The sequence below is a fragment of the Mycobacterium sp. NPDC003449 genome (assembly GCF_053588415.1).
Genome location: NZ_JBSFPX010000004.1, coordinates 78,650 through 97,381 on the forward strand (window position 1 = coordinate 78,650; position 18,732 = coordinate 97,381).

13 protein-coding genes and 1 pseudogene are annotated in these 18,732 nt (G+C 66.4%); 12 read left to right on the top strand and 2 right to left on the bottom strand.

What is annotated here, in order from left to right; genetic code table 11:
• Positions 1 to 1,290, bottom strand: a complete 1,290-nt coding sequence (locus ACWDTP_RS02515; protein WP_450016239.1) for an NtaA/DmoA family FMN-dependent monooxygenase — start codon at positions 1,288 to 1,290, stop codon at positions 1 to 3.
• 299 nt (positions 1,291 to 1,589) lie between these two features.
• Here ACWDTP_RS02515 and ACWDTP_RS02520 point away from each other — a divergent pair, with 299 nt between their 5' ends.
• From ACWDTP_RS02520 to ACWDTP_RS02570, 11 genes and pseudogenes are all read left to right on the top strand, one after another.
• Positions 1,590 to 3,218: an ABC transporter substrate-binding protein gene (locus ACWDTP_RS02520; protein WP_450016241.1), complete on the top strand. Its 1,629-nt coding sequence runs from the start codon at positions 1,590 to 1,592 to the stop codon at positions 3,216 to 3,218.
• Positions 3,215 to 4,162, top strand: a complete 948-nt coding sequence (locus ACWDTP_RS02525) for an ABC transporter permease (protein WP_450016243.1) — start codon at positions 3,215 to 3,217, stop codon at positions 4,160 to 4,162. The genes ACWDTP_RS02520 and ACWDTP_RS02525 overlap by 4 nt, the downstream gene beginning before the upstream one ends.
• 47 nt (positions 4,163 to 4,209) lie before the next feature.
• Positions 4,210 to 5,016, top strand: a complete 807-nt coding sequence (locus ACWDTP_RS02530; protein WP_450016293.1) for an ABC transporter permease — start codon at positions 4,210 to 4,212, stop codon at positions 5,014 to 5,016.
• Positions 5,017 to 5,030: 14 nt separating this feature from the next.
• Positions 5,031 to 6,723: pseudogene (gene nikE / locus ACWDTP_RS02535) on the top strand (nickel ABC transporter ATP-binding protein NikE).
• The gene (locus ACWDTP_RS02540) at positions 6,720 to 8,081 is read left to right on the top strand and encodes an NtaA/DmoA family FMN-dependent monooxygenase (protein ID WP_450016245.1); all 1,362 of its coding nucleotides are present in this window, start codon (positions 6,720 to 6,722) and stop codon (positions 8,079 to 8,081) included. Before nikE ends, ACWDTP_RS02540 begins: the two are co-directional and overlap by 4 nt.
• A 148-nt stretch (positions 8,082 to 8,229) precedes the next feature.
• A complete protein-coding gene (locus ACWDTP_RS02545; RefSeq protein WP_450016247.1) occupies positions 8,230 to 9,816 on the top strand; it encodes an ABC transporter substrate-binding protein in 1,587 nt (528 codons plus the stop codon).
• The gene (locus tag ACWDTP_RS02550; protein WP_450016249.1) at positions 9,816 to 10,784 is read left to right on the top strand and encodes an ABC transporter permease; all 969 of its coding nucleotides are present in this window, start codon (positions 9,816 to 9,818) and stop codon (positions 10,782 to 10,784) included. The genes ACWDTP_RS02545 and ACWDTP_RS02550 overlap by 1 nt, the downstream gene beginning before the upstream one ends.
• Positions 10,781 to 11,617 carry an ABC transporter permease gene (locus tag ACWDTP_RS02555; protein WP_450016251.1) on the top strand — a complete coding sequence of 279 codons (837 nt, stop codon included), beginning with the start codon at positions 10,781 to 10,783 and terminating at the stop codon, positions 11,615 to 11,617. The genes ACWDTP_RS02550 and ACWDTP_RS02555 overlap by 4 nt, the downstream gene beginning before the upstream one ends.
• Before the next feature lie 15 nt (positions 11,618 to 11,632).
• Positions 11,633 to 13,246 (top strand): ABC transporter ATP-binding protein, encoded by a 1,614-nt coding sequence (locus ACWDTP_RS02560; protein WP_450016253.1) that lies wholly within the window; start codon positions 11,633 to 11,635, stop codon positions 13,244 to 13,246.
• Positions 13,243 to 14,601 carry an NtaA/DmoA family FMN-dependent monooxygenase gene (locus ACWDTP_RS02565; protein ID WP_450016255.1) on the top strand — a complete coding sequence of 453 codons (1,359 nt, stop codon included), beginning with the start codon at positions 13,243 to 13,245 and terminating at the stop codon, positions 14,599 to 14,601. The genes ACWDTP_RS02560 and ACWDTP_RS02565 overlap by 4 nt, the downstream gene beginning before the upstream one ends.
• Positions 14,598 to 15,893, top strand: coding sequence for an NtaA/DmoA family FMN-dependent monooxygenase (locus tag ACWDTP_RS02570; RefSeq protein WP_450016257.1), 1,296 nt, complete (start codon positions 14,598 to 14,600; stop codon positions 15,891 to 15,893). Before ACWDTP_RS02565 ends, ACWDTP_RS02570 begins: the two co-directional genes overlap by 4 nt.
• Here the strand turns inward: ACWDTP_RS02570 and ACWDTP_RS02575 are convergent.
• Positions 15,890 to 17,083, bottom strand: coding sequence for a PucR family transcriptional regulator (locus ACWDTP_RS02575; protein ID WP_450016259.1), 1,194 nt, complete (start codon positions 17,081 to 17,083; stop codon positions 15,890 to 15,892). The genes ACWDTP_RS02570 and ACWDTP_RS02575 overlap by 4 nt on opposite strands.
• A gap of 219 nt (positions 17,084 to 17,302) precedes the next feature.
• On the opposite strand from ACWDTP_RS02575, the gene hydA reads away from it, so the two are divergent.
• The gene (gene hydA / locus ACWDTP_RS02580) at positions 17,303 to 18,715 is read left to right on the top strand and encodes a dihydropyrimidinase (protein WP_450016261.1); all 1,413 of its coding nucleotides are present in this window, start codon (positions 17,303 to 17,305) and stop codon (positions 18,713 to 18,715) included.
• Positions 18,716 to 18,732 lie beyond the last annotated feature (17 nt).

Here is an 18,732-nt window from a genome sequence, read left to right on the forward strand (position 1 = left end):
CTACCCGAATGCGGCCCGCGCTCCCGCGGCGCTGTACTCGCGCTTGTAGATGCCCTTGGCCTGCAGCCGTGGGATGACCTGGTCGACGAAGTCGGTCAGGCCGGTGGGCGTGATCGCCGGGTTGATGTTGAATCCGTCGACCGCACCTGCGGTGAACCACTTCTCGATGTCATCGGCGACATGCTCGGCCGACCCGACGAAGCGCAGATGCCCATTGCCCGAGTCGGTGATCCTCAGGATGTCGCGCAGTGTTCCCCCGGCATCGGCGTGGCTGCGGACGATCTCGTGGAAGCTGCGCTCCCCCGCCAGGCTGTCCACCGCAGGGAGCCGCCGCACCGGGAACGGCTCATCGAGGGCGACACCGGTCAGATCGACCTTGAGCCGCTCTTCGAGGATCCCGATCGAACGCTCCGGCGGGTTCAATGCGCTGATCTCGTCGTGCAGTTCGTGCGCCTCGGCATCGGTACTCGCCACGACCGGGATCAACCCGGGTAGCACCTTCACCAGCGGCCCGGTCCGCCCCAACTGCTGCTGGGTCCGGTGCAGATCCTCGCGGAAGGCCCGGGACTCTTCGATCGTGCGCTGGGCGGTGTAGACGGCGTCGGCGTAGGCCGCGGCCAACCGGCGGCCCGGCGCCGACGAACCGGACTGGAACACCAGGGGGCGGTCCTGCGGGGAACGCGGAACATCGAGTGCCCCGTGCACGGCGAAATGCTTGCCGCGATGGCCGATCGGGCGGATGCTGCCCGGCTTCGACTGCACCCCAGCGGCCTTGTCAACGATCAGCGAGTCGGTATCCCAGCTGTCCCACAGCTGATACAGCACATCGAGAAACTCGTGCGCCCGGTCATACCTGTCGTCATGACCGGGTAGCTCGTCGTACCCGAAATTGCGGGCGGCATCCAACGACCCGGAGGTCACGATGTTGACACCGGCCCGGCCGCCGCTGAGGTGATCCAATGTGGCGATCTGACGCGCCACGTTGAACGGCTCGTTGAAACTCGACGACAGCGTCGGGATCAGCCCGATGTGGGTGGTGGTCGCCGCCAACGCCGACAGCAGGGCGACGGGTTCGAGCGGGGAGAACAACGTCGTCCAGTCGTTGCTCCTGGCAGCGGGCGTGTTCGCGACGAACAGGCCGTCGAACAACCCGCGTTCGGAAATGCGGGCGTACTCCTGGTAGTAGTCGAGATCCAGGGCGCGGTGCGGGGTGGCCTCGGGATGGCGCCACCCACCCTGGGTGAATCCGATGGCCCGGATCACCGAGTTCAGGACCAGCTGGGATGACATGGGTAAGCCCTTTCGGTCGGCGCACCGGATTCGACGGAGTCGAAACGCTCGGCTAAGGCTGGCCGCGGCCACGGCGCCGAACAAGGCCTCCGCGCTACCGGAACCCTTCAGCATTGCTTAATCGGTGCGAGTCCCCACTCTTAAGCTGCGGTCAAGCATTCGCGTAGTCAGAGTGCGTTGTTTCCGATTCGGCCTGGGGAGAGGCTCTTTCCGTGACCGGTCCATGTTGTCGTGCCCGCTGTCTTTGTCGTCTTTGACGCACTCACCCGACAGCCGCACAGACTAGGACAACCGATCCGATGACATACCTCCTCGACCGCAGAAGATTCTTCGGTCTCAGCGCCGCCGCACTCGGTTCGGGCCTGTTGGTGGCGTGCGGCGGGCCCGGCGCCAACAACCCGGGTGCGACCCCCACCGGACCGACCGGCGATCCGGTTCGCGGTGGAACGCTGACATTCTCCGACACCGAGGCGGTCACCAGTTGGCAGGCCCAGAAACTGAGCACCTACAGCGCGGGCAATCTCACCTTCCCGACGAACGTGTTCCTGCTCTATTTCGATCCGTACAAGAAGCAGCTGCAACCGTGGGTCGCCGAATCCTGGACCAAGAACGACGAGAACACCCGGTTCAGCTTCAAGATCCGCAAGGGCATCACGTTCAGTGACGGCACCCAGCTGACGCCGGAGATCGTCGCGCAGAACTACGAGCTCTACGGCCGCGGCAACGAGAAGTTGCGGATTTCGGTGCACCCGAACATCTCGCGCGGGTACGACCACGTCGAGGTGGACGGCGACACCGTCACGGTCGTGCTCTCCAAGCCCAACCAGCAGTTCCTCATCGACACCACCCGGCTGAACTCACCGATTCTCGGCGCGAAGACGATCGGCCTGGAGCTCGAAGAGGCCGCCCGCCCCGAGAATCATGTCGGCGCCGGGCCGTTCGTCTTCACATCGCAGGTGCCCAATCAGTCCGCGGTGCTGACCCGTCGTCAGGGATACCGGTGGGCGCCGGCCAGCTCACCGAACCAGGGTGAGGCCTATCTCGACGAGATCGTCTGGAAGGTACTGCCCGAAAGCGGCTTGCGCACCGGCGCTTTGACCTCTCGCCAGGTCGACGTCGCCCGCGGTATCCAACCGTCGGATGAAGCGGCCATCCAGGCGGCCGGCTACCAGTTGCTGCTGTATCGTCCACCGCTCGGCACGGCGAACTACGCGGGGCTACGGGTGAACAACGAGTTCACCAAAGACCCGCTGGTGCGCCGGGCGCTGGTGCTCGGCATCGATCGTGACGGGCTGACCCGTGATGCGCTGACGCCCAGTTACCCGACTCCGGTCTCGATCCTCAACGTGAACAACCCCAATGTCGTCGATCTCGCGGGCGAGTTCGCCTACAACCCGGACAAGGCGCGGGAACTGCTGGGACAGGCCGGCTGGCAGCAGGGATCCGACGGCATCCGGGCCAAGGGCGGCAAGCAGCTGCATCTGACCGTGCCACAGAGCGCCCAGCAGGTGGCGCTCGGGCCCGCGTGGGAATACATCGCACAGCAGTGGCGCAAGGAACTCGGCATCGTCCTCGACGTCCGCAACGACCCGTCGTTCGCCAACGCCGCGAACACCGACGTCACCGTCCCCATCGTGGTGAGTAGGACCTCGATCATCTCCCTTGGCCAGAGTTTCGGCGGCGAGGGCAACACCGCGCTGCTCGGCTCGCCGCCGGAGCTGACCGCGCTCTACACCCGCGAACTCGAAGCCAAAGACGACACCGAGTTCAAAGCCGTTCAGGCAGAACAACAAAAGGCCCTGATCAAGGGCTCCTACGTGATCGCCTACTTCGAGGAGGCGCAGACGTTCGGCGCCTCCCCCGACGTTCACGTGACATTCCAGACCCAGACCTACCCGGACTTCTACAACGCCTGGAAAAAGCCGTGAATCACTATATCGGCGGGCGCCTCGTTCAGGCCGTCGTCGTGCTGTGGCTGGCCTACACCCTGACGTTCATCGCGATCACGCTGCTGCCGTCGAATCCGATCGCCATGTTCGCCATCGACGACAGCGGGGTGATCGACCCGCAGACCGTCGAACAGATGAAGCTGTATTACGGCTACGACCACGGGGTCATCGCGCGGTATTTCATCGAACTCGGTCACGTCGTGCGTGGCGGGCTCGGCTATTCGATGAGCACCGGACAGACCGTCTCGCAGGCGATCGGCGAGGCAGCACTGCCGACCCTGCGGCTCGCCCTTACCGCGTTCATCGTGGCCCTGATCATCGCGGGCACCATCGTCGCGACGGCCTCGCTCGGACGTTGGCGCTGGCTGCGGTCCTCGGTGGTGCTGCTGCCCCCGCTGTTCGCCGCCGCGCCGGTTTTCTGGGTCGGGATCGTCGTGCTGAACGTGCTGTCGTTTCGGTTGGGCTGGATCTCGGCCTTTCCCGACGGCACCTTCCTGTCGATCCTGGTGCCGTCCCTGGTGCTGGGCCTGCCGCTGTCGGCGGCGCTGGCCCAGGTTCTGCTCAAGAGTGTCGAGACCGTGCTGGCCAGCGATTTCATCGACGTCGTCCGCGCGAAAGGTGCGGGCAGGCACTGGGTGTTCTGGCGGCATGTGACCCGCAATGCGGCGGGGCCCGGTCTGACGGTGGCAGGCACCGTACTGGGCACGCTGGTCGGCGGAACGGTGGTGACCGAGACCGTGTTCGCGCGGGCGGGAATCGGCCGGGTGCTGCAGACCGCGGTGTCCTCGCAGGACGTCTCGCTGGTCCAGGGCTTCATCCTGATCATCGCGGGGGTGTACGTCGTGGTGAATCTGATCATCGACCTGCTCTACCCCGCCCTTGACCGGCGAATCCTGCTGACCACCACCGGGGGGCGGGCGTGACGACGACCCTCCCGCCGGTCACCCGGCCACCGGAGCAGCGCCTCCGAATTCGGCTCGGCCCCAGCGGCATTGCCACAATCATCGCACTGCTCGTGCTGATCACTGTGGTGTTGTGGACATTTGTGCCCGGTTGGTTCACCAGCCAGGACCCGCTCATCGGTGACAGCGCCCAGAAGTTCCTCCCCCCGAGCTTCGAGCACTGGTTCGGCACCGACCGGGCCGGGCGCGACACCTTCACCCGGGTCGTGCACGGCACCCGCAATACCGTCTACGGCGCGGTCATCGGGACCTCGATCGGCCTGATCCTCGGCACCGTCCTCGGGGTCACCGCCGGCGTGTTACGCGGGGCGGTCGACGCGGTGGTGATGCGGCTGGTCGACGTGCTGCTCGCGCTACCCGGCTTCCTGCTGGCGCTGTGCGTGGTCGCCGCGTTCGGCCCCGGCACCACGCACGTCGCGATCGGTGTCGGCATCGCCGCCGTCGCGCCGTTCGCCAGGGTGGCCAGGGGCGAGGCATTGCGCGTCGTCACGCTCGAATATGTCGACGCGGCACGCATTTCCGGGGCGCGACCATCGGCGGTGCTGTTCCGGCATGTGCTGCCGAACTCGGCAGGGGCGATCGTGGCGCTCATCCCCACCGAATTGGGGTCGACCATCCTCAACATCGCCGGTCTGGGATTCCTCGGCTACGGCGAGCCACCGCCGACACCGGAATGGGGCACCCTGCTGTCCGAGGGGCGCGACTACCTCGCCAACGCATGGTGGCTGACCACCCTGCCCGGTTTCGTCGTCCTCGTCGCTGTTCTCGCGGTTGCCCAGACCGGCCGACTGCTGCAGCGTCGCTTCAGGATCTGATACGGAGGCCCTCCATGACCACCACACTTCCCGCCGCAGAACAGCAGGCCGCCGACCACGACAACGAACCGGTACTGGAGATAGCGAACCTCACCATCTCCTACCGCGGATCGGCCCAGCCCGCCGTGCGCGGCGCCGACCTCACCATCCGGCCCGGCGAAGTGGTCGCGGTGATCGGTGAATCCGGTTCGGGGAAATCGACATTGAGCCGGGCCGCGATCGGGTTGCTGCCCGCGACCGCCCGGATCGAGAGCGGCTCGATCCGGGTGGGTGGTCGCGAGCTCTCCGCATTGAACGAGCGTGAGCTGGTCAGGTTGCGCGGCAGGACCATCGCGCTGGTCCCGCAGGATCCCGCGACATCGCTGGATCCCGTCGCGCCCATCGGTCGCCAACTGACCGAGGTGTTCCGGCTGCATCGCGACGGGAAGAAACTGTCCCGCGCCGAATTACGCGCCAAGGCGGTCGAGCTGCTGGAGCTGGTCGGTGTCGATCACCCCGATCAGCGGCTGCGACAGTATCCACACGAGCTGTCCGGCGGCATGAGACAACGGGTGCTCATCGCCATCGCGTTCGGGTTGCGTCCAGTGCTGCTGATCGCCGACGAGCCCACCTCTGCGCTGGACGTCACGGTGCAGAAGCAGGTGCTCGAGGTCATTGACCGGCTCACCGAACAAACCGGGGTCGCCGTACTTTTCGTGACCCACAATCTGGCGGTGGCCTCCGATCACGCCGATCGCGCGGTCGTGATGCGCGCCGGAGAGGTGCTCGACAGCGGACCCGTCGACGATCTGGTGTTGTCACCCCAGCACGACTACACCCGCCATCTGATCAGCAGCGCCTTCGGACTGACCCAGCGTGACGGCCCGAGGCCCGCCCCGCCGAGCGGTCCCGCCGTCGTCGAGGTCACCGGACTGACCAAAAACTTCACCCACGGCCCGAGCGGACAGTTCAAGGCCGTCGACGATGTCACGTTCGCCCTCGCGCCCAACAGCACCTTCGCGCTGGTGGGCGAGTCCGGGTCGGGCAAGTCGACCACCGCGCGGCTGATCCTGGGCCTGGTCCGGCCCGACGCGGGTGCGGTGTCTGTACACGGCAGGCAGGTCAGCGGCCTGACCGGGCGGGCACGGCGCGAGGTGTGGCGGGAAATCCAACTGGTACAACAGAATCCACAGGTCGCCCTGGACCCGCGACTCACGGTCGAACAGATCGTGGACGAACCTCTGCGATCGTTCGGGCTCGGCGATCGCGCCGACCGTCGCCGTCGTGTCGCCGAACTCCTCGACCAGGTCGGCCTGCCCGGCGTCTTCGCCACCCGCAAACCGCGCGAGCTGTCCGGTGGGCAACTGCAGCGGGTCGCGATCGCGCGGGCACTGGCACCACGGTCACCGATCGTGGTGCTCGATGAAGCGTTGTCGGCGTTGGATGTCGTGACGCAGACCCGCATTCTCGACCTTCTCACCGAGGTGCAACGCGAACTCGAGCTGACCTACCTGGACCTACCTGTTCATCTCGCATGACCTCGACCTGGTTCACTCCATCTCCGATGACGTCGCGGTGATGCGCCACGGTCGGGTGGTCGAGACCGGGCCGACGGCCCAGATCTTCGCCACACCGGGCCAGGACTACACCCGTGCACTGCTCGACGCCACACCGGGTAAGCGCCTGCGCGACCAGTTGACCGCGCTGTCGGGCGAAGGCGTCCGATGACCCGGCGGCGGTTGTTCCTCAGCGTCGCGGTCAACAGCACCGGCTCGGCGGCCCGGTCCTGGGCCTGGCCGGGAACCAAATGGAACCGGTTCAGCGATTGGGACCACTACCTGCGCTCGGCGCAGCTCGCGCACGACGGGGTGTTCGACATCGTGTTCGTCTCCGATCACCCCGCACTGCAACGGGACAACACCTCTCGACCGCTGCACAGCTTCGACCCGACGGTGCTGTTCTCCGCCATCGCCGCATCGGTGCCCGATATCGGGTTCCTGCTCACCGCGTCGTCCTCCTATAACTCCCCGTACAACCTTGCGCGCAGGCTGGCCACACTCGACCACATCTCCGGTGGACGGGTGATCTGGAACGTGGTGTCCAGCTTCAACCCGGACATCGCGGCCAACTTCTCGGCCGCCCCGCTGCCGCCGCGGGCCGAAAGATACCGCCGCGCCGATGAGTTCCTCGACGTGGTCAAAGAACTCTGGCTCAGCTGGGACACCCCGTCCGACACCGCGCCGACCGACACCGTATGGGACTCGACGACCGCACGGCCCATCGACCACCACGGCGAATTCTTCGACGTCGCGGGGCCACTGAATGTCCCCATCGGACCGCAGGGGCACCCGGTGATCGCGCAGGCAGGCGCGTCGCAGGCCGGTGTCGACCTGGCCGCCAAACACGCCGACATCGTGTACGCGTCACTGCTGCACAAGCAGGCGGCTTTCGATTACCAGGAGCAACTTCGGGAACGGGCCGCCTTCCACGGCCGCGATCCCGAAGCGATCCGGCTCATGCCCGGCCTGACGGCCATCGTCGGCGCCACCCGCGAGGAGGCCTACCGCAAACACGAGGCACTGCACGGGTTCAACGGCGAGGACGGGCTGATCGCCGATTTCTTCAAGCGGGCCGCACTGTTCGACATCACCGAGCGGCTCGACCCGGACAAACCGCTTGACCCGAAGCTGTTCGACTACACAGAGGACCAGTCGCGGCCCGTCGGGTTCGTACGGTCCTTCGCCGAACTGGCTTCGGCTGAGGAGATCACACCCCGGCAGCTGGTCCGCCGCGTCGAGGGCGGACACCGCCTGGCCATCGGCACACCGCAGGATGTCGCCGATTCCATCCTGCAGTGGTGGGGCGATGGCGCCGTCGACGGTTTCAACATCCACATCCCGGTGCTGCCCGATGGCATCGCCGAGTTCAATCGCGACGTCATCCCGCTGCTGCAGGCCTCGGGCGCATTCCCCACCGAATACGACGGCTCGACGATCCGGGAACGGCTCGGTCTGCGCGATCCGCGGAAGGCATCGCAGGCCTCCGGGGACGCCAGTACCAGCACCGCTTCCCGGCAAGCAGGATAGTTTTGCGCACTGCAAAATAAACCGTTGTTACCGGACGGTCGCCGACCTAACCTTTCGCCTACGTTCGGACGGTCCCGGCGCCGTTGGTGCGCGGGTGAAAACCCCTGCGGGCCGCTCGAACCCATACGTAACGAGGTGAAGGACGCCGATGCGCCGAATGTACAAACTGATCGCCAGTGCCGTCGCGATGACCGTGCTGGCCGGCTGCTCCGGGCAGCAGCAATCGGCGAGTTCGGGCCCGACCGGGGAACCACAGCCGGGCGGCACCCTCACCTTCTCCGACGTGCAGTTCGTCACCGATGCGCTGAGCACCAACTACACCACCGCCAACCTGAGCCTCCAACTGGTCGACCGGCTGGTGAGCCTGGACCCCAAGACCGGCGAAGTGTCGGGCTGGCTCGCGAAGGATTTCTCCCGCAACGCCGACGCCACCCAATACACCTTCACGCTGCGCGACGACGTCACCTTCAGTGACGGCACTCCGCTGACGGGTGAGGTGGTGAAGGCGAATCTGGACCAACTCGCCAACGGCGACAAGGCCAAGAAGGTGCCGCCGTTCACCGATTTCATCGGTTATGACCACACGGCGGTCAACGGCAACACCGTCACGGTGTTCCTCAAGCAGCCCAATGCCTACCTGTACAAGGTGTTGGCCAACAGCCGGGCCGGTATCCGCGGCCTGAAGACCCTGGCACTCGACTACGACGGCCAGGCGAAGATCGAGAACATCGTCGGCTCAGGGGCTTTCGTCTATGAATCGCAGGTTCCCGATCAGGAGGTGACGCTCACCAAACGGGCGGACTACGCCTGGCCGCCCCAGGACTCGCCCAATCAGGGCGCGGCGTATCTGGACAAACTGGTGTTCCGGGTGATCGGCGAGCCCGGACTGCGCGCCGGTGCGATCCAGTCCCATCAGGTCGATGTCGCGCGGGGCATCCAGCCCACCGACGAGGCCGGGCTGTCGGGTGCGGGCCTGCAGGTCATCCCGGTGCCTGCACCGACACTGACGGTGAATCTGACCGGTGTTCGAATCGGCAACGACACCGTGAACGACGTGCGGGTCCGCCGCGCCCTGCAGCTGGGTATCGACCGCGACGCACTGGTGCAGGCCGTGCTGTCGCCCAGCTACCGGCCCAGTCAATCGGTGCTCAACCACGACGACCCGCTGTTCACCGATGTGAGCGCCGATATCGGCTACGACCCGGGCAAAGCGGCCGCACTGCTCGACGAGGCCGGGTGGAAACCCGGAAGCGACGGTATCCGGGAGAAGGACGGCAAGAAACTCGATATCACCGTGACGGCGTCCAACCAGAGCGTGGTGTTCCGGCCGGCGTTCGAGTTCATCGAATCGTCTTGGCGGGATCTGGGTATCGCGCTGCAGAATCGCGCCGGCGACAACACCGCGTTCAACCAGGCCAATACCGATCCACGGATCCCGTTGCTGGGCACCCGGACCTACTACAACGCCGGGCTGGGCCAACTGTTCGGTGCGGACAACGGCAGGATGACCTTCACCCGCGACGACGACCTGATCGCCCTCGGCGACGAAGAACTGAAGGCCACCGACCCGGCGGCGCTCAAGGATGCGGTAGCCCGCGAACAGAAGAAGATCGTCGACGACCAGCTGGCTTTGATCCTGTGGGACGAGGTGCAGGTGCACGCGGCCGCACCGAATGTGCACGTCCAGTTCGGCGCCTACACCGAGCCACTGTTGCAGAGTGCCTGGAAGAACTGATGGTTCGCTACGCGGCGGCCCGGGTCGCGCAATCGTTGTTCGTCCTTGTGGTCGCCTACACCGCGATCTTCATCGGGGTGACCATGCTTCCCACGGACCCGGTGTCGATCTTCGTGGCGAAGGGAGACGGGCAATTCAATGCCGATGTGATCAACCAGGTCAAGGAGTTCTACGGCTACGACCGGCCCGTGTACGTACAGTACTTCGCCCAGCTCAACCAGTTGTTGCACGGGCAGTTCGGTTTCTCCTTGTCGAGCGGGCAGGCGGTCACCGAGCGGATCGGTGGCGTCATCGGCGAAACGCTCAAACTGGCCGCGACCGCGACCGCGCTGGCGATCGCCTTCGCGCTGAGCATCCTGTTGCTGTCGGCGACCACGAAGTTCGGCTGGCTGCGGACATTTGTGCGCAGCATCCCTCCGTTGTTCAGCGCGGTCCCGACATTCTGGTTGGGGCTGGTGATTCTGCAGATCTTCTCGGTTCAGCTCGGACTGTTCTCGTTGTTCCCGGACGGATCGGTGGCCTCCCTGCTGGTCCCGGCGCTGGTGCTGTCGGTGCCGATCTCCGCACCGATCGCGCAGGTGTTGCTCAAGAACGCCGAGGCCACCCTCGCCCTTCCGCATGTCAATACCGCACGCGCCAAAGGTGGTAGCCCGGCCTGGGTGATCCGCAGGCATGTGCTCAAGAATGCGGTGGGCCCGGCGCTGACGGTCACCGCGACCACCATCGGTGCTCTGCTGGGCGGGTCAGTGGTCACCGAGACGGTGTTCTCCCGTTCCGGCCTTGGCACGGTGTTGCTGCAGGCCGTGTCCAACCAGGACATCTCGCTGATCCAGGGTCTGGTACTGCTCACCACGGTCGTGATCGTCGGGGTGAACCTGCTGGTGGATCTGATCTATCCGATCCTCGACCCGCGGGTCACCAAACTTCAGCGACAGGGTTTCAACACCCGGTTGGGGAGGTTCAGTTGACCACCACCGTTGCGTCCCCGGTCATCTCGGCCGTCAAGGCGGCACCGTGGACCGTTCGGATCTCGTCCGCCGTGCTGGTTCTCGTCGCGGCCTGGGCACTGGCCCCTGGACTGTTCACCGACCAGGACCCACTCAACGGTGAACCTGTCGCCAGGTTTCAGCCACCCAGCTGGGCCCATTGGTTCGGCACCGACCATCTCGGTCGCGACGTGCTGACCCGGGTCATCTACGGCACCTCGCACACCATGCTGACCGCGGGGCTGGCCGTCGCGGTCGGCCTGGTGATCGGCAGCATCGTCGGCATTGTTGCCGGAGTGTCCGGACCGTTCGCCGATGCGGTCGGCATGCGGTTCAGCGACGTGCTGTTGGCCCTGCCCGGCTTCCTGGTGTCGGTGTGGATCGTCACGGCCTACGGCCCGGGACCGCTGTCGGTGGGCATCGGTGTCGGGATCGGGTCGATCGCCATCTTCGCCAGGGTCTTCCGGGCCGAGGTGATGCGGGTGCGCGCACTCGACTACGTCGAAGCCGCCTTCCTGTCCGGCGAAAGCCGGTGGTCGGTGATCCGCCGCCACATCGTGCCCAATGCGATCGGTGCGGTCGTGGCGCTGGCCGTGATCGACCTGAGCGCGGCGATCCTGGCGATCTCCGCGCTCGGCTATCTGGGTTACAGCGCACCGCCACCGACCCCGGAATGGGGACTGCTGGTGGCCGAGGGCCGCAGCTATCTCGCGACCGCGTGGTGGCTCACCAGCCTGCCCGGCGGGGTGATTCTCGTGGTGATCGTCGCCCTCGGCGTCGTGAGCAGACGCGTCCTGAAATCCAACAACATCTGACCTGGAGAATCTGACATGTCGCTGCTCGAACTGTCTGAGCTCACGGTGACCTACCCCGGCGACGGTCCGGAGGCCGAACCCAAGATCGCGCTCGACCGGGTGAACCTGAGCCTGTCGCCGGGCGAGTTCGTCGCCGTGGTCGGCGAATCCGGCTCGGGAAAGACCACGTTGGCCAACACCGTGATCGGCCTGCTACCCGCGACGGCGACGGTGACCGCCAGATCGCTCGAACTGCAGGGCACGAGCACACTGGGCCTGACCGAACGGGAATGGAGCCGCATCAGGGGAACCACCGTCGGGCTGGTTCCGCAGGATCCGGGTGCATCACTCAACCCGGTGCGCACCATCGGATCCCAGATCGCCGAGATCTTCGACCTCAAGGGTGAGAAACTGAACCGACGGGAACGCAGACGACGATGCGTCGAGCTGCTCGAGCAGGTCGAGATCGACGATCCGGAGCGCAGGCTGGGCCAGTATCCGGGTGAACTGTCCGGCGGGATGCGCCAACGGGTGCTGATCGCGATCGCCTTCGGGCTCAACCCCGATCTGCTCGTCGCCGACGAGCCGACCTCGGCCCTGGACGTCACCGTGCAGAGCCAGGTACTCCGCGTCTTCGACCGCCTGGTGGCCGAGCACGGCACCACGGTGCTGTTCGTCACCCACGACATCGGCGTGGCCACCGACCACGCCTCGCGGGTGGTGGTCATGCGCGACGGCGCGATCGTGGAAGACGCCGCGGTCGAGACGATCGTCAGCGAGCCGAAAGCGGACTACACCGCGAGCCTGCTGCGCCGCGTCGCTACCATCACCCGCCCGTCCGCTCGCTCCGAGGAAGCCGACGAGGTCATCCGGGTCACCCACGCCTCCAAGGAATTCCGGATCAATCGGCGCGCCACACACGCCGCCGTCGACGACGTGAGCCTGGTGGTTCGGCGCGGCGAAACGCTGGCCCTGGTCGGCGAGTCCGGATCCGGCAAGTCGACGACCGCCAAGATGATCATCGGCCTGACCAAACCGACCCGCGGGTCGATCGAGGTGCTGGGCCGTGACGTCACCCGGCTGGATCACCGGGCCCGCCGCGCGCACTGGAAGGATATCCAGTTCGTCTACCAGAATCCGGATTCCGCGCTCGACCCGCGCTGGACGGTGCGCCAGATCCTCGAAAGACCGCTGCAGTCCTACGATCTGGGCGACCGCGAGACCCGGCGCCGGCGCCTCGATGAGGCGCTCGACAACGTCAACCTCACGCAGGACAAGCTGGCCCGCCGCACCTACGAACTGTCCGGCGGCGAGCGGCAGCGGGTCGCCATCGCCCGGGCGCTGGTCGTGCAGCCCGAGGTCATCCTGCTTGACGAACCGCTGTCGGCACTCGACGTCGTGACCCAGGACCAGATCCTGAGACTGCTGCTGGACCTGCAGGGCAATCTCGGTCTGACCTACCTGTTCATCTCGCACGACCTTTCGGTGGTCCGGCAGATATCGCACCGGGTCGTCGTGCTCAAGTCGGGTCAGGCCGTCGAAACCGGCGACACCGCCACCGTCTTCTCGGCACCCACCTCGCCCTACACCCGCGCGCTCATCGACGCCGTACCCGGCCGCCGCCTCGCCAAATTGGCGCTCGCCTCATGACCGCCACACCGGCGGTGTTCTTCGTATCATCGGAGTTCGCGTTCTCGGATCGATTCCCGCGGTGGAAGGCCGGCGGCGCCCACACCCCACCGAATGAGAATCACACCGAGAAGGCAGAGTTCGCCCGCGAACTCGACCGGATCGGTTTCGATGCCATCTTCATCACCGACTTTCTGGGGCTGAACCGGACCCAGATCAGGTATTCGGGACCACGGTCCTTCGAGCCGGTCACGCTGGCCGGCTATCTCGCCGCACACACCGAACGCATCGGCCTGGTGCTGACGCTGTCCACCCAGTTCAGCGAGCCCGACACGGTGGCCCACGAACTCACCTCGCTGGACCGGTTGTCCGACGGACGGGCCGGATGGAACGTCGTCACCTCGTTCAACGGTGAAACCAACTACGGATACACCGAGATCCCCTCCCCTGCCGACCGCTACCGGCGCGCCGGCGAATTCCTGACGGTGACCAAGGCGCTGTGGTTGTCGTGGCAGCCCGACGCCATCGTCGCCGACGGCCTGTCGGAGGTGTACGTCGACACCGACCGGGTCCACGACATCGATTGGACCGGGGAACACTTCGGGGTGCGTCAGGCGCTCGACCTGCCACCCAGCCCGCAGGTGTTCCCGCTGATCGCGCAGGCCGGCGCGTCCGACGACGGTATCGCGCTGGCCGCCGAAACCGCGGAGGTGGTGTTCGTCGCCGCCCCCGATATTGAGGCGGGCCAGGCGTACTACCACCGGCTCAAGGCCGCGGCCGCCGCGCAGGGTCGCCGTCCCGACGACATCAAGGTGCTCCCCGGCATCCGGATCTACCTCGGCGACACCGATGAAGACGCCTGGGCCGCCTACAATTCCGAGCTGACCGAACTCGACCTGCAACGCGCCAAGGTGGCGATCACCTACGAGGTGCCCGGCCTGGATCTGTCCGATCTGGACTGGGATGACGTCATCCCAGTCGATCGGTTCCCGGACCGCGACGAACTGGAGAAGACCGGCCGACGGGTCAGCCGGGCCCTGATCTACCGCGATTGGGTGGACACCGGGACATACGCACGGTTACGGAACTTCCTGGTGCGCTACGCGACGTCATTCGGCCATTTCCAGATCGTCGGCACGGCCGAGGCCGCCGCCGCGACCATCGCCCGGTGGATCGACCAGCGGGCCGCCGACGGGTTCACCCTGCTCGGCGGATCCAGCTTCGACCGGATCGCGGTGGACCTCATCCCACTGCTTCGGGACCGCGGCCTCTTCCGTACCGAAGGAGACTCCGGCTCCACGGAGCTGCGGGACCGGCTGGGCACGCGGACGCCCGGCCTCCCGACCCGGTCCGATCACGAGGCGCTCGCTCGATGAGCTCGGCGCACCACCTGCATCTCAACCTCAACCTGCTGGCCACCGGCCGTCACGATCAGGCCTGGCGCTCGCAGGCCGACATCGTCGCGGCGACCGATGTTTCGCATTTCCGCGAGATCGCGCGGATCGCCGAGCGCGGGCAGTTCGATTCGCTGTTCCTCGCCGACAGTCTGGCCCTTGAGGGTGAGGCGTACCGCCGGCCGTGGCGCGCCCTCGATCCGATCGTGTTGTTCAGCGCGCTCTCGCAGGCGACGGAACGGATCGGGTTCATCGCCACGGTCAACGCGTTGTTCTCCGAACCGTTCACCATCGCGCGCCAGATCTCCAGCCTGGACCACATCAGCGGCGGTCGGGCCGGCTGGAACATTGTCACCAGCCTCAATCCTGCGGCACAGCAGAATTATTCACAGGTCGCCGCGATCGGCCCGCACGACCGTTACCGCAAGGCGCAGGAATCGGTCCGGGTGGTGCGCGCACTGTGGGACAGCTTCGACCCCGATGCCGTGCGGGCCGATCCGCATACCGGTGTCTACCTCGACACGGACAAGGCGCACGCCATCGACCATCGCGGCGAGTTCTTCTCGGTGGCCGGGCCGTTCGTGGCGCCACGGACACCCCAGGGCCGGCCGGTGATCGTGCAGGCCGGCGACTCGGAAGACCTGCGCGCCATGGCAAGCAGGTGGGCCGATGCCATCTTCACCGTCCAGCGCGACATCGACAGCGCCAGGGAGTTCTCGCGGGACGCCAAGCGTCGCGCCCGGGCGCACGGGCGCTCCCCCGATGAGCTGAAGATCCTGCCCGGCCTGTTCGTCGTGGTGGCGGGCACCGAGGCCGAGGCACTGGCACGAAAGGCCGAAATCGACTCCTATGTGGACGTCGAGACCGAACGCGACCGGCTGGCCCAGCGGATCGGCGCCGACGCGAACCTGCTGGTCCTGGACCAGCGGGTGCCGACTGCGGTGCTCGATGCTCCGCGCGGGGCCAGTGCGGTCAGCCCAGCCTTCGCGAAAGCTCTTGTTGCGCAATCTCATACCGAGGGCCTGACGGTGCGTGACCTGTTGACCCGCAATCCCGGCGGGCACCGTTATGTGGTGGGCTCGCCCGAATCGGTCGCCGACGATCTGGAGCTGTGGTTCCGCGAGGGGGCCGCCGACGGGTTCAACCTGAACATCGACCGGCTGCCGGACGGGCTGTCGGCGTTCGTCGACCATGTGGTGCCGATCCTGCAGAAGCGCGGGCTGTTCCGCCGGGAATACACCGCCACCACCCTGCGCGGGAACCTGACCGGCTAGATCGCCGCCAGCTCCGAGGCAAGCACCACCAGCACCCGGGCCGAGTCCTTGGGTACGGTCATGTCCAGCCCGGTGAGTTCCTTCAGCCGCCGGAGCCGTTTCATCACCGTGTTGCGGTGACAGAACAGTTGTGCCGCAGTGGCACTCGCGTCACCATTCCCCGCGAAAACGTTGATCGTCTCGAGCAGCGCTTTCCGCTCGGCCGGCCGGCATTCGCGCAGTGGCCCCCGAATCGACTCCTCCAGTGCCGGCATGCGGGCGCGCACGGCAGCGTCGGCCACCAGTGTCCAGACATCCGCGACAGTCGCGGGCCCGACGTGTTCGGGATGCATGGACAAGGCGATCTCACAGGCGAGCTGGGCCGCGGCGCGCAACTGCGAGACTCCCCGGTGCAGTGGCGAGACTCCGCAGCGCACCGATCGGAGTTCGGCATAGTCCGGGTCCTCGGTGCAGCCGTCGAGCCCGGTATTGGCGGCGCCCGCCACCCACACCGCCACGATGCACTGCCCCATCGCATAGGTGTAGGCCAATCGGCCGCGCCGACGCAGCCGCTCGGCGAACTGCTGTAAGGGCGTCCCCTCGGCGGCTAGGGCCGCGGCCACCCAGATGCCGTCGGCCTCACGGATGGACAGCGCCTGGCCCGCGCGGGCAATGAAGGTCACCGACGGCTTTTCGTCGGTGACCAACTTCGCCAGCAACGACTGCACACTCGACGACCGTTCCTGCGTAATGGCGATCATCTCGTCGAAGTACGCCGCATGGATGGCGCCCGCGAAGACGTCGACCACGCGCCATACGTCTTCGGCGTGGGCCGCCAGCACCGCGGCATCGTCGTCGTCGGCCAACTCCCGGAACGCTGACCACAGCACCGAGAAGTCCCGGTGTACAGCGGCGGTGAGCTTCTCCGATTCCACCCCCTGCGTGGCACGCCGCACCCCGAGCTCACGGGTGATGCGCCGGTCCTCCTCGCTGATCGGGGCGCCGCGAAGCTGTCTGAGCAGCATCGTGAACGCCGCGCGGGAGCTGTCGCGCAGGTCGGCGGTCTCCACCCGCGATTCGTAGAACCGGCGCCCGTCGTCGACCTGCGCCATGAACGCGTCGACCAGGTCTTCGCGGTGGTCGGTGACGCTGTTGATCAATTCCATCCAGCGGCTGTGGGAGCGCTGACCGGGATCCGACGCCGTTTGCATGAAAGCCACCGTAGTCACCCGCAGTGTGCAGGTGCACACAGATGACGCGCATTTTCGGTGCATCGAGTGGCTGGTTCAGTGCTCTCCGGTCACCTACATTGATGTGACGGCGGCCACAGACCACAAGCCACGAATCGCGCCGAGGCGCACAGTGCGCCACTATCAACCTTCTCGCCAAGGTCCTCCATCGGCAGTACAACGAGAGTGAATGAACTGGCAATGAGCAGAACCCTGATCACCGGCGGCACGATCGTCAACGCCACCGGCACCTACCCCGCCGATGTTCTGGTCGACGGCGAGCGGATCGTCGGCGTGCTGGAGCCCCACGCGACGTTGGGCGACGGGCCGCTGGCGGTCGAGCGCACCATCGACGCCACCGGCCGCTACGTCATCCCCGGCGGGGTGGACGCCCACACCCATATGGAGATGCCCTTCGGCGGCACCAGCGCATCCGACACCTTCGAGACCGGGACCAGGGCCGCGGCCTGGGGCGGTACCACGACGATCATCGACTTCGTCGTCCAGAAGGCCGGGGAGAACCCCCTGATCCAGTACGAACGGTGGCAGGAGAAGGCCCGCGGCAACTGCGCCATCGACTACGGGTTCCACCAGATCCTCAGCGACGTGGACGATTCGTCGCTGGCCGCGATGGACGAACTGGTCGCCGAGGGCGTGACCAGCTTCAAGTTCTTCATGGCCTACAAGGGCGTCTTCCTGTCCGACGACGGTCAGATCCTGCGCGGTATGCAGAAGGCAAGCGACAACGGCGCGATGATCATGATGCACGCCGAGAACGGCAGCGTCATCGACGTGCTGGTCCAGCAGTCCATCGCGCGCGGCGACACCTCGCCCTACCACCACGGCCTGACCCGGCCATGGCAGGCCGAGGCCGAGGCAACCCATCGCGCCATCATGCTCGCCGACATCACCGGTGCCCCGCTCTATATCGTGCACGTGAGCGCCAAGCAGGCCGTGGAACAGATCGCCGCCGCACGTGACAACGGACGCAACGTCTTTGCCGAAACCTGCCCGCAGTACCTCTACCTCTCCCTCGAGGAGCATCTCGGGGCGCCCGGCTTCGACGGTGCCAAATGGGTGTGTTCGACGCCGCTGCGGTCCCGCGCCGAACACCACCAGCAGTACATGTGGCAGGGGCTGCGGACCAACGACCTGCAGGTCGTCTCCACCGATCACTGCCCGTTCTGCATGAGGGGGCAAAAGGAGTTGGGCCTGGGCGACTTCTCCAAGATTCCCAACGGAATCGGCTCGGTCGAGCATCGGATGGACCTGCTCTACCAGGGCGTCGTGCTCGGTGAGATCTCGCTGCCCCGGTGGGTCGAGATCTGCTCGACGACACCGGCACGCATGTTCGGAATCTATGGGCGCAAGGGCGTGATCCAGCCCGGCGCCGACGCCGACATCGTCATCTACGACCCCAAGGGCACGACCCACATCAGCGCCGAGACCCATCACATGAACATCGACCATTCCGCCTGGGAGGGCTTCCAGGTCGACGGCCACGTCGACACCGTCCTGTCCCGCGGGCAGGTGATCGTCGACGGCGAGGCCTACCACGGCCGGGCCGGCCACGGCCAGTACCTCAAGCGCAGCCTCAGCCAGTACCTCATTTAGTAAAGAAGGGCATACCA

Excerpts from the sequence above, each read along its gene's own strand:
- ACWDTP_RS02515 (WP_450016239.1), bottom strand. The coding sequence starts at position 1,290 with ATGTCATCCCAGCTGGTCCTGAACTCGGTGATCCGGGCCATCGGATTC.
- ACWDTP_RS02520 (WP_450016241.1), top strand. The coding sequence starts at position 1,590 with ATGACATACCTCCTCGACCGCAGAAGATTCTTCGGTCTCAGCGCCGCC.
- ACWDTP_RS02540 (WP_450016245.1), top strand. The coding sequence starts at position 6,720 with ATGACCCGGCGGCGGTTGTTCCTCAGCGTCGCGGTCAACAGCACCGGC.
- ACWDTP_RS02545 (WP_450016247.1), top strand. The coding sequence starts at position 8,230 with ATGCGCCGAATGTACAAACTGATCGCCAGTGCCGTCGCGATGACCGTG.
- ACWDTP_RS02550 (WP_450016249.1), top strand. The coding sequence starts at position 9,816 with ATGGTTCGCTACGCGGCGGCCCGGGTCGCGCAATCGTTGTTCGTCCTT.
- ACWDTP_RS02560 (WP_450016253.1), top strand. The coding sequence starts at position 11,633 with ATGTCGCTGCTCGAACTGTCTGAGCTCACGGTGACCTACCCCGGCGAC.
- ACWDTP_RS02565 (WP_450016255.1), top strand. The coding sequence starts at position 13,243 with ATGACCGCCACACCGGCGGTGTTCTTCGTATCATCGGAGTTCGCGTTC.
- ACWDTP_RS02570 (WP_450016257.1), top strand. The coding sequence starts at position 14,598 with ATGAGCTCGGCGCACCACCTGCATCTCAACCTCAACCTGCTGGCCACC.
- ACWDTP_RS02575 (WP_450016259.1), bottom strand. The coding sequence starts at position 17,083 with ATGCAAACGGCGTCGGATCCCGGTCAGCGCTCCCACAGCCGCTGGATG.
- hydA (WP_450016261.1), top strand. The coding sequence starts at position 17,303 with ATGAGCAGAACCCTGATCACCGGCGGCACGATCGTCAACGCCACCGGC.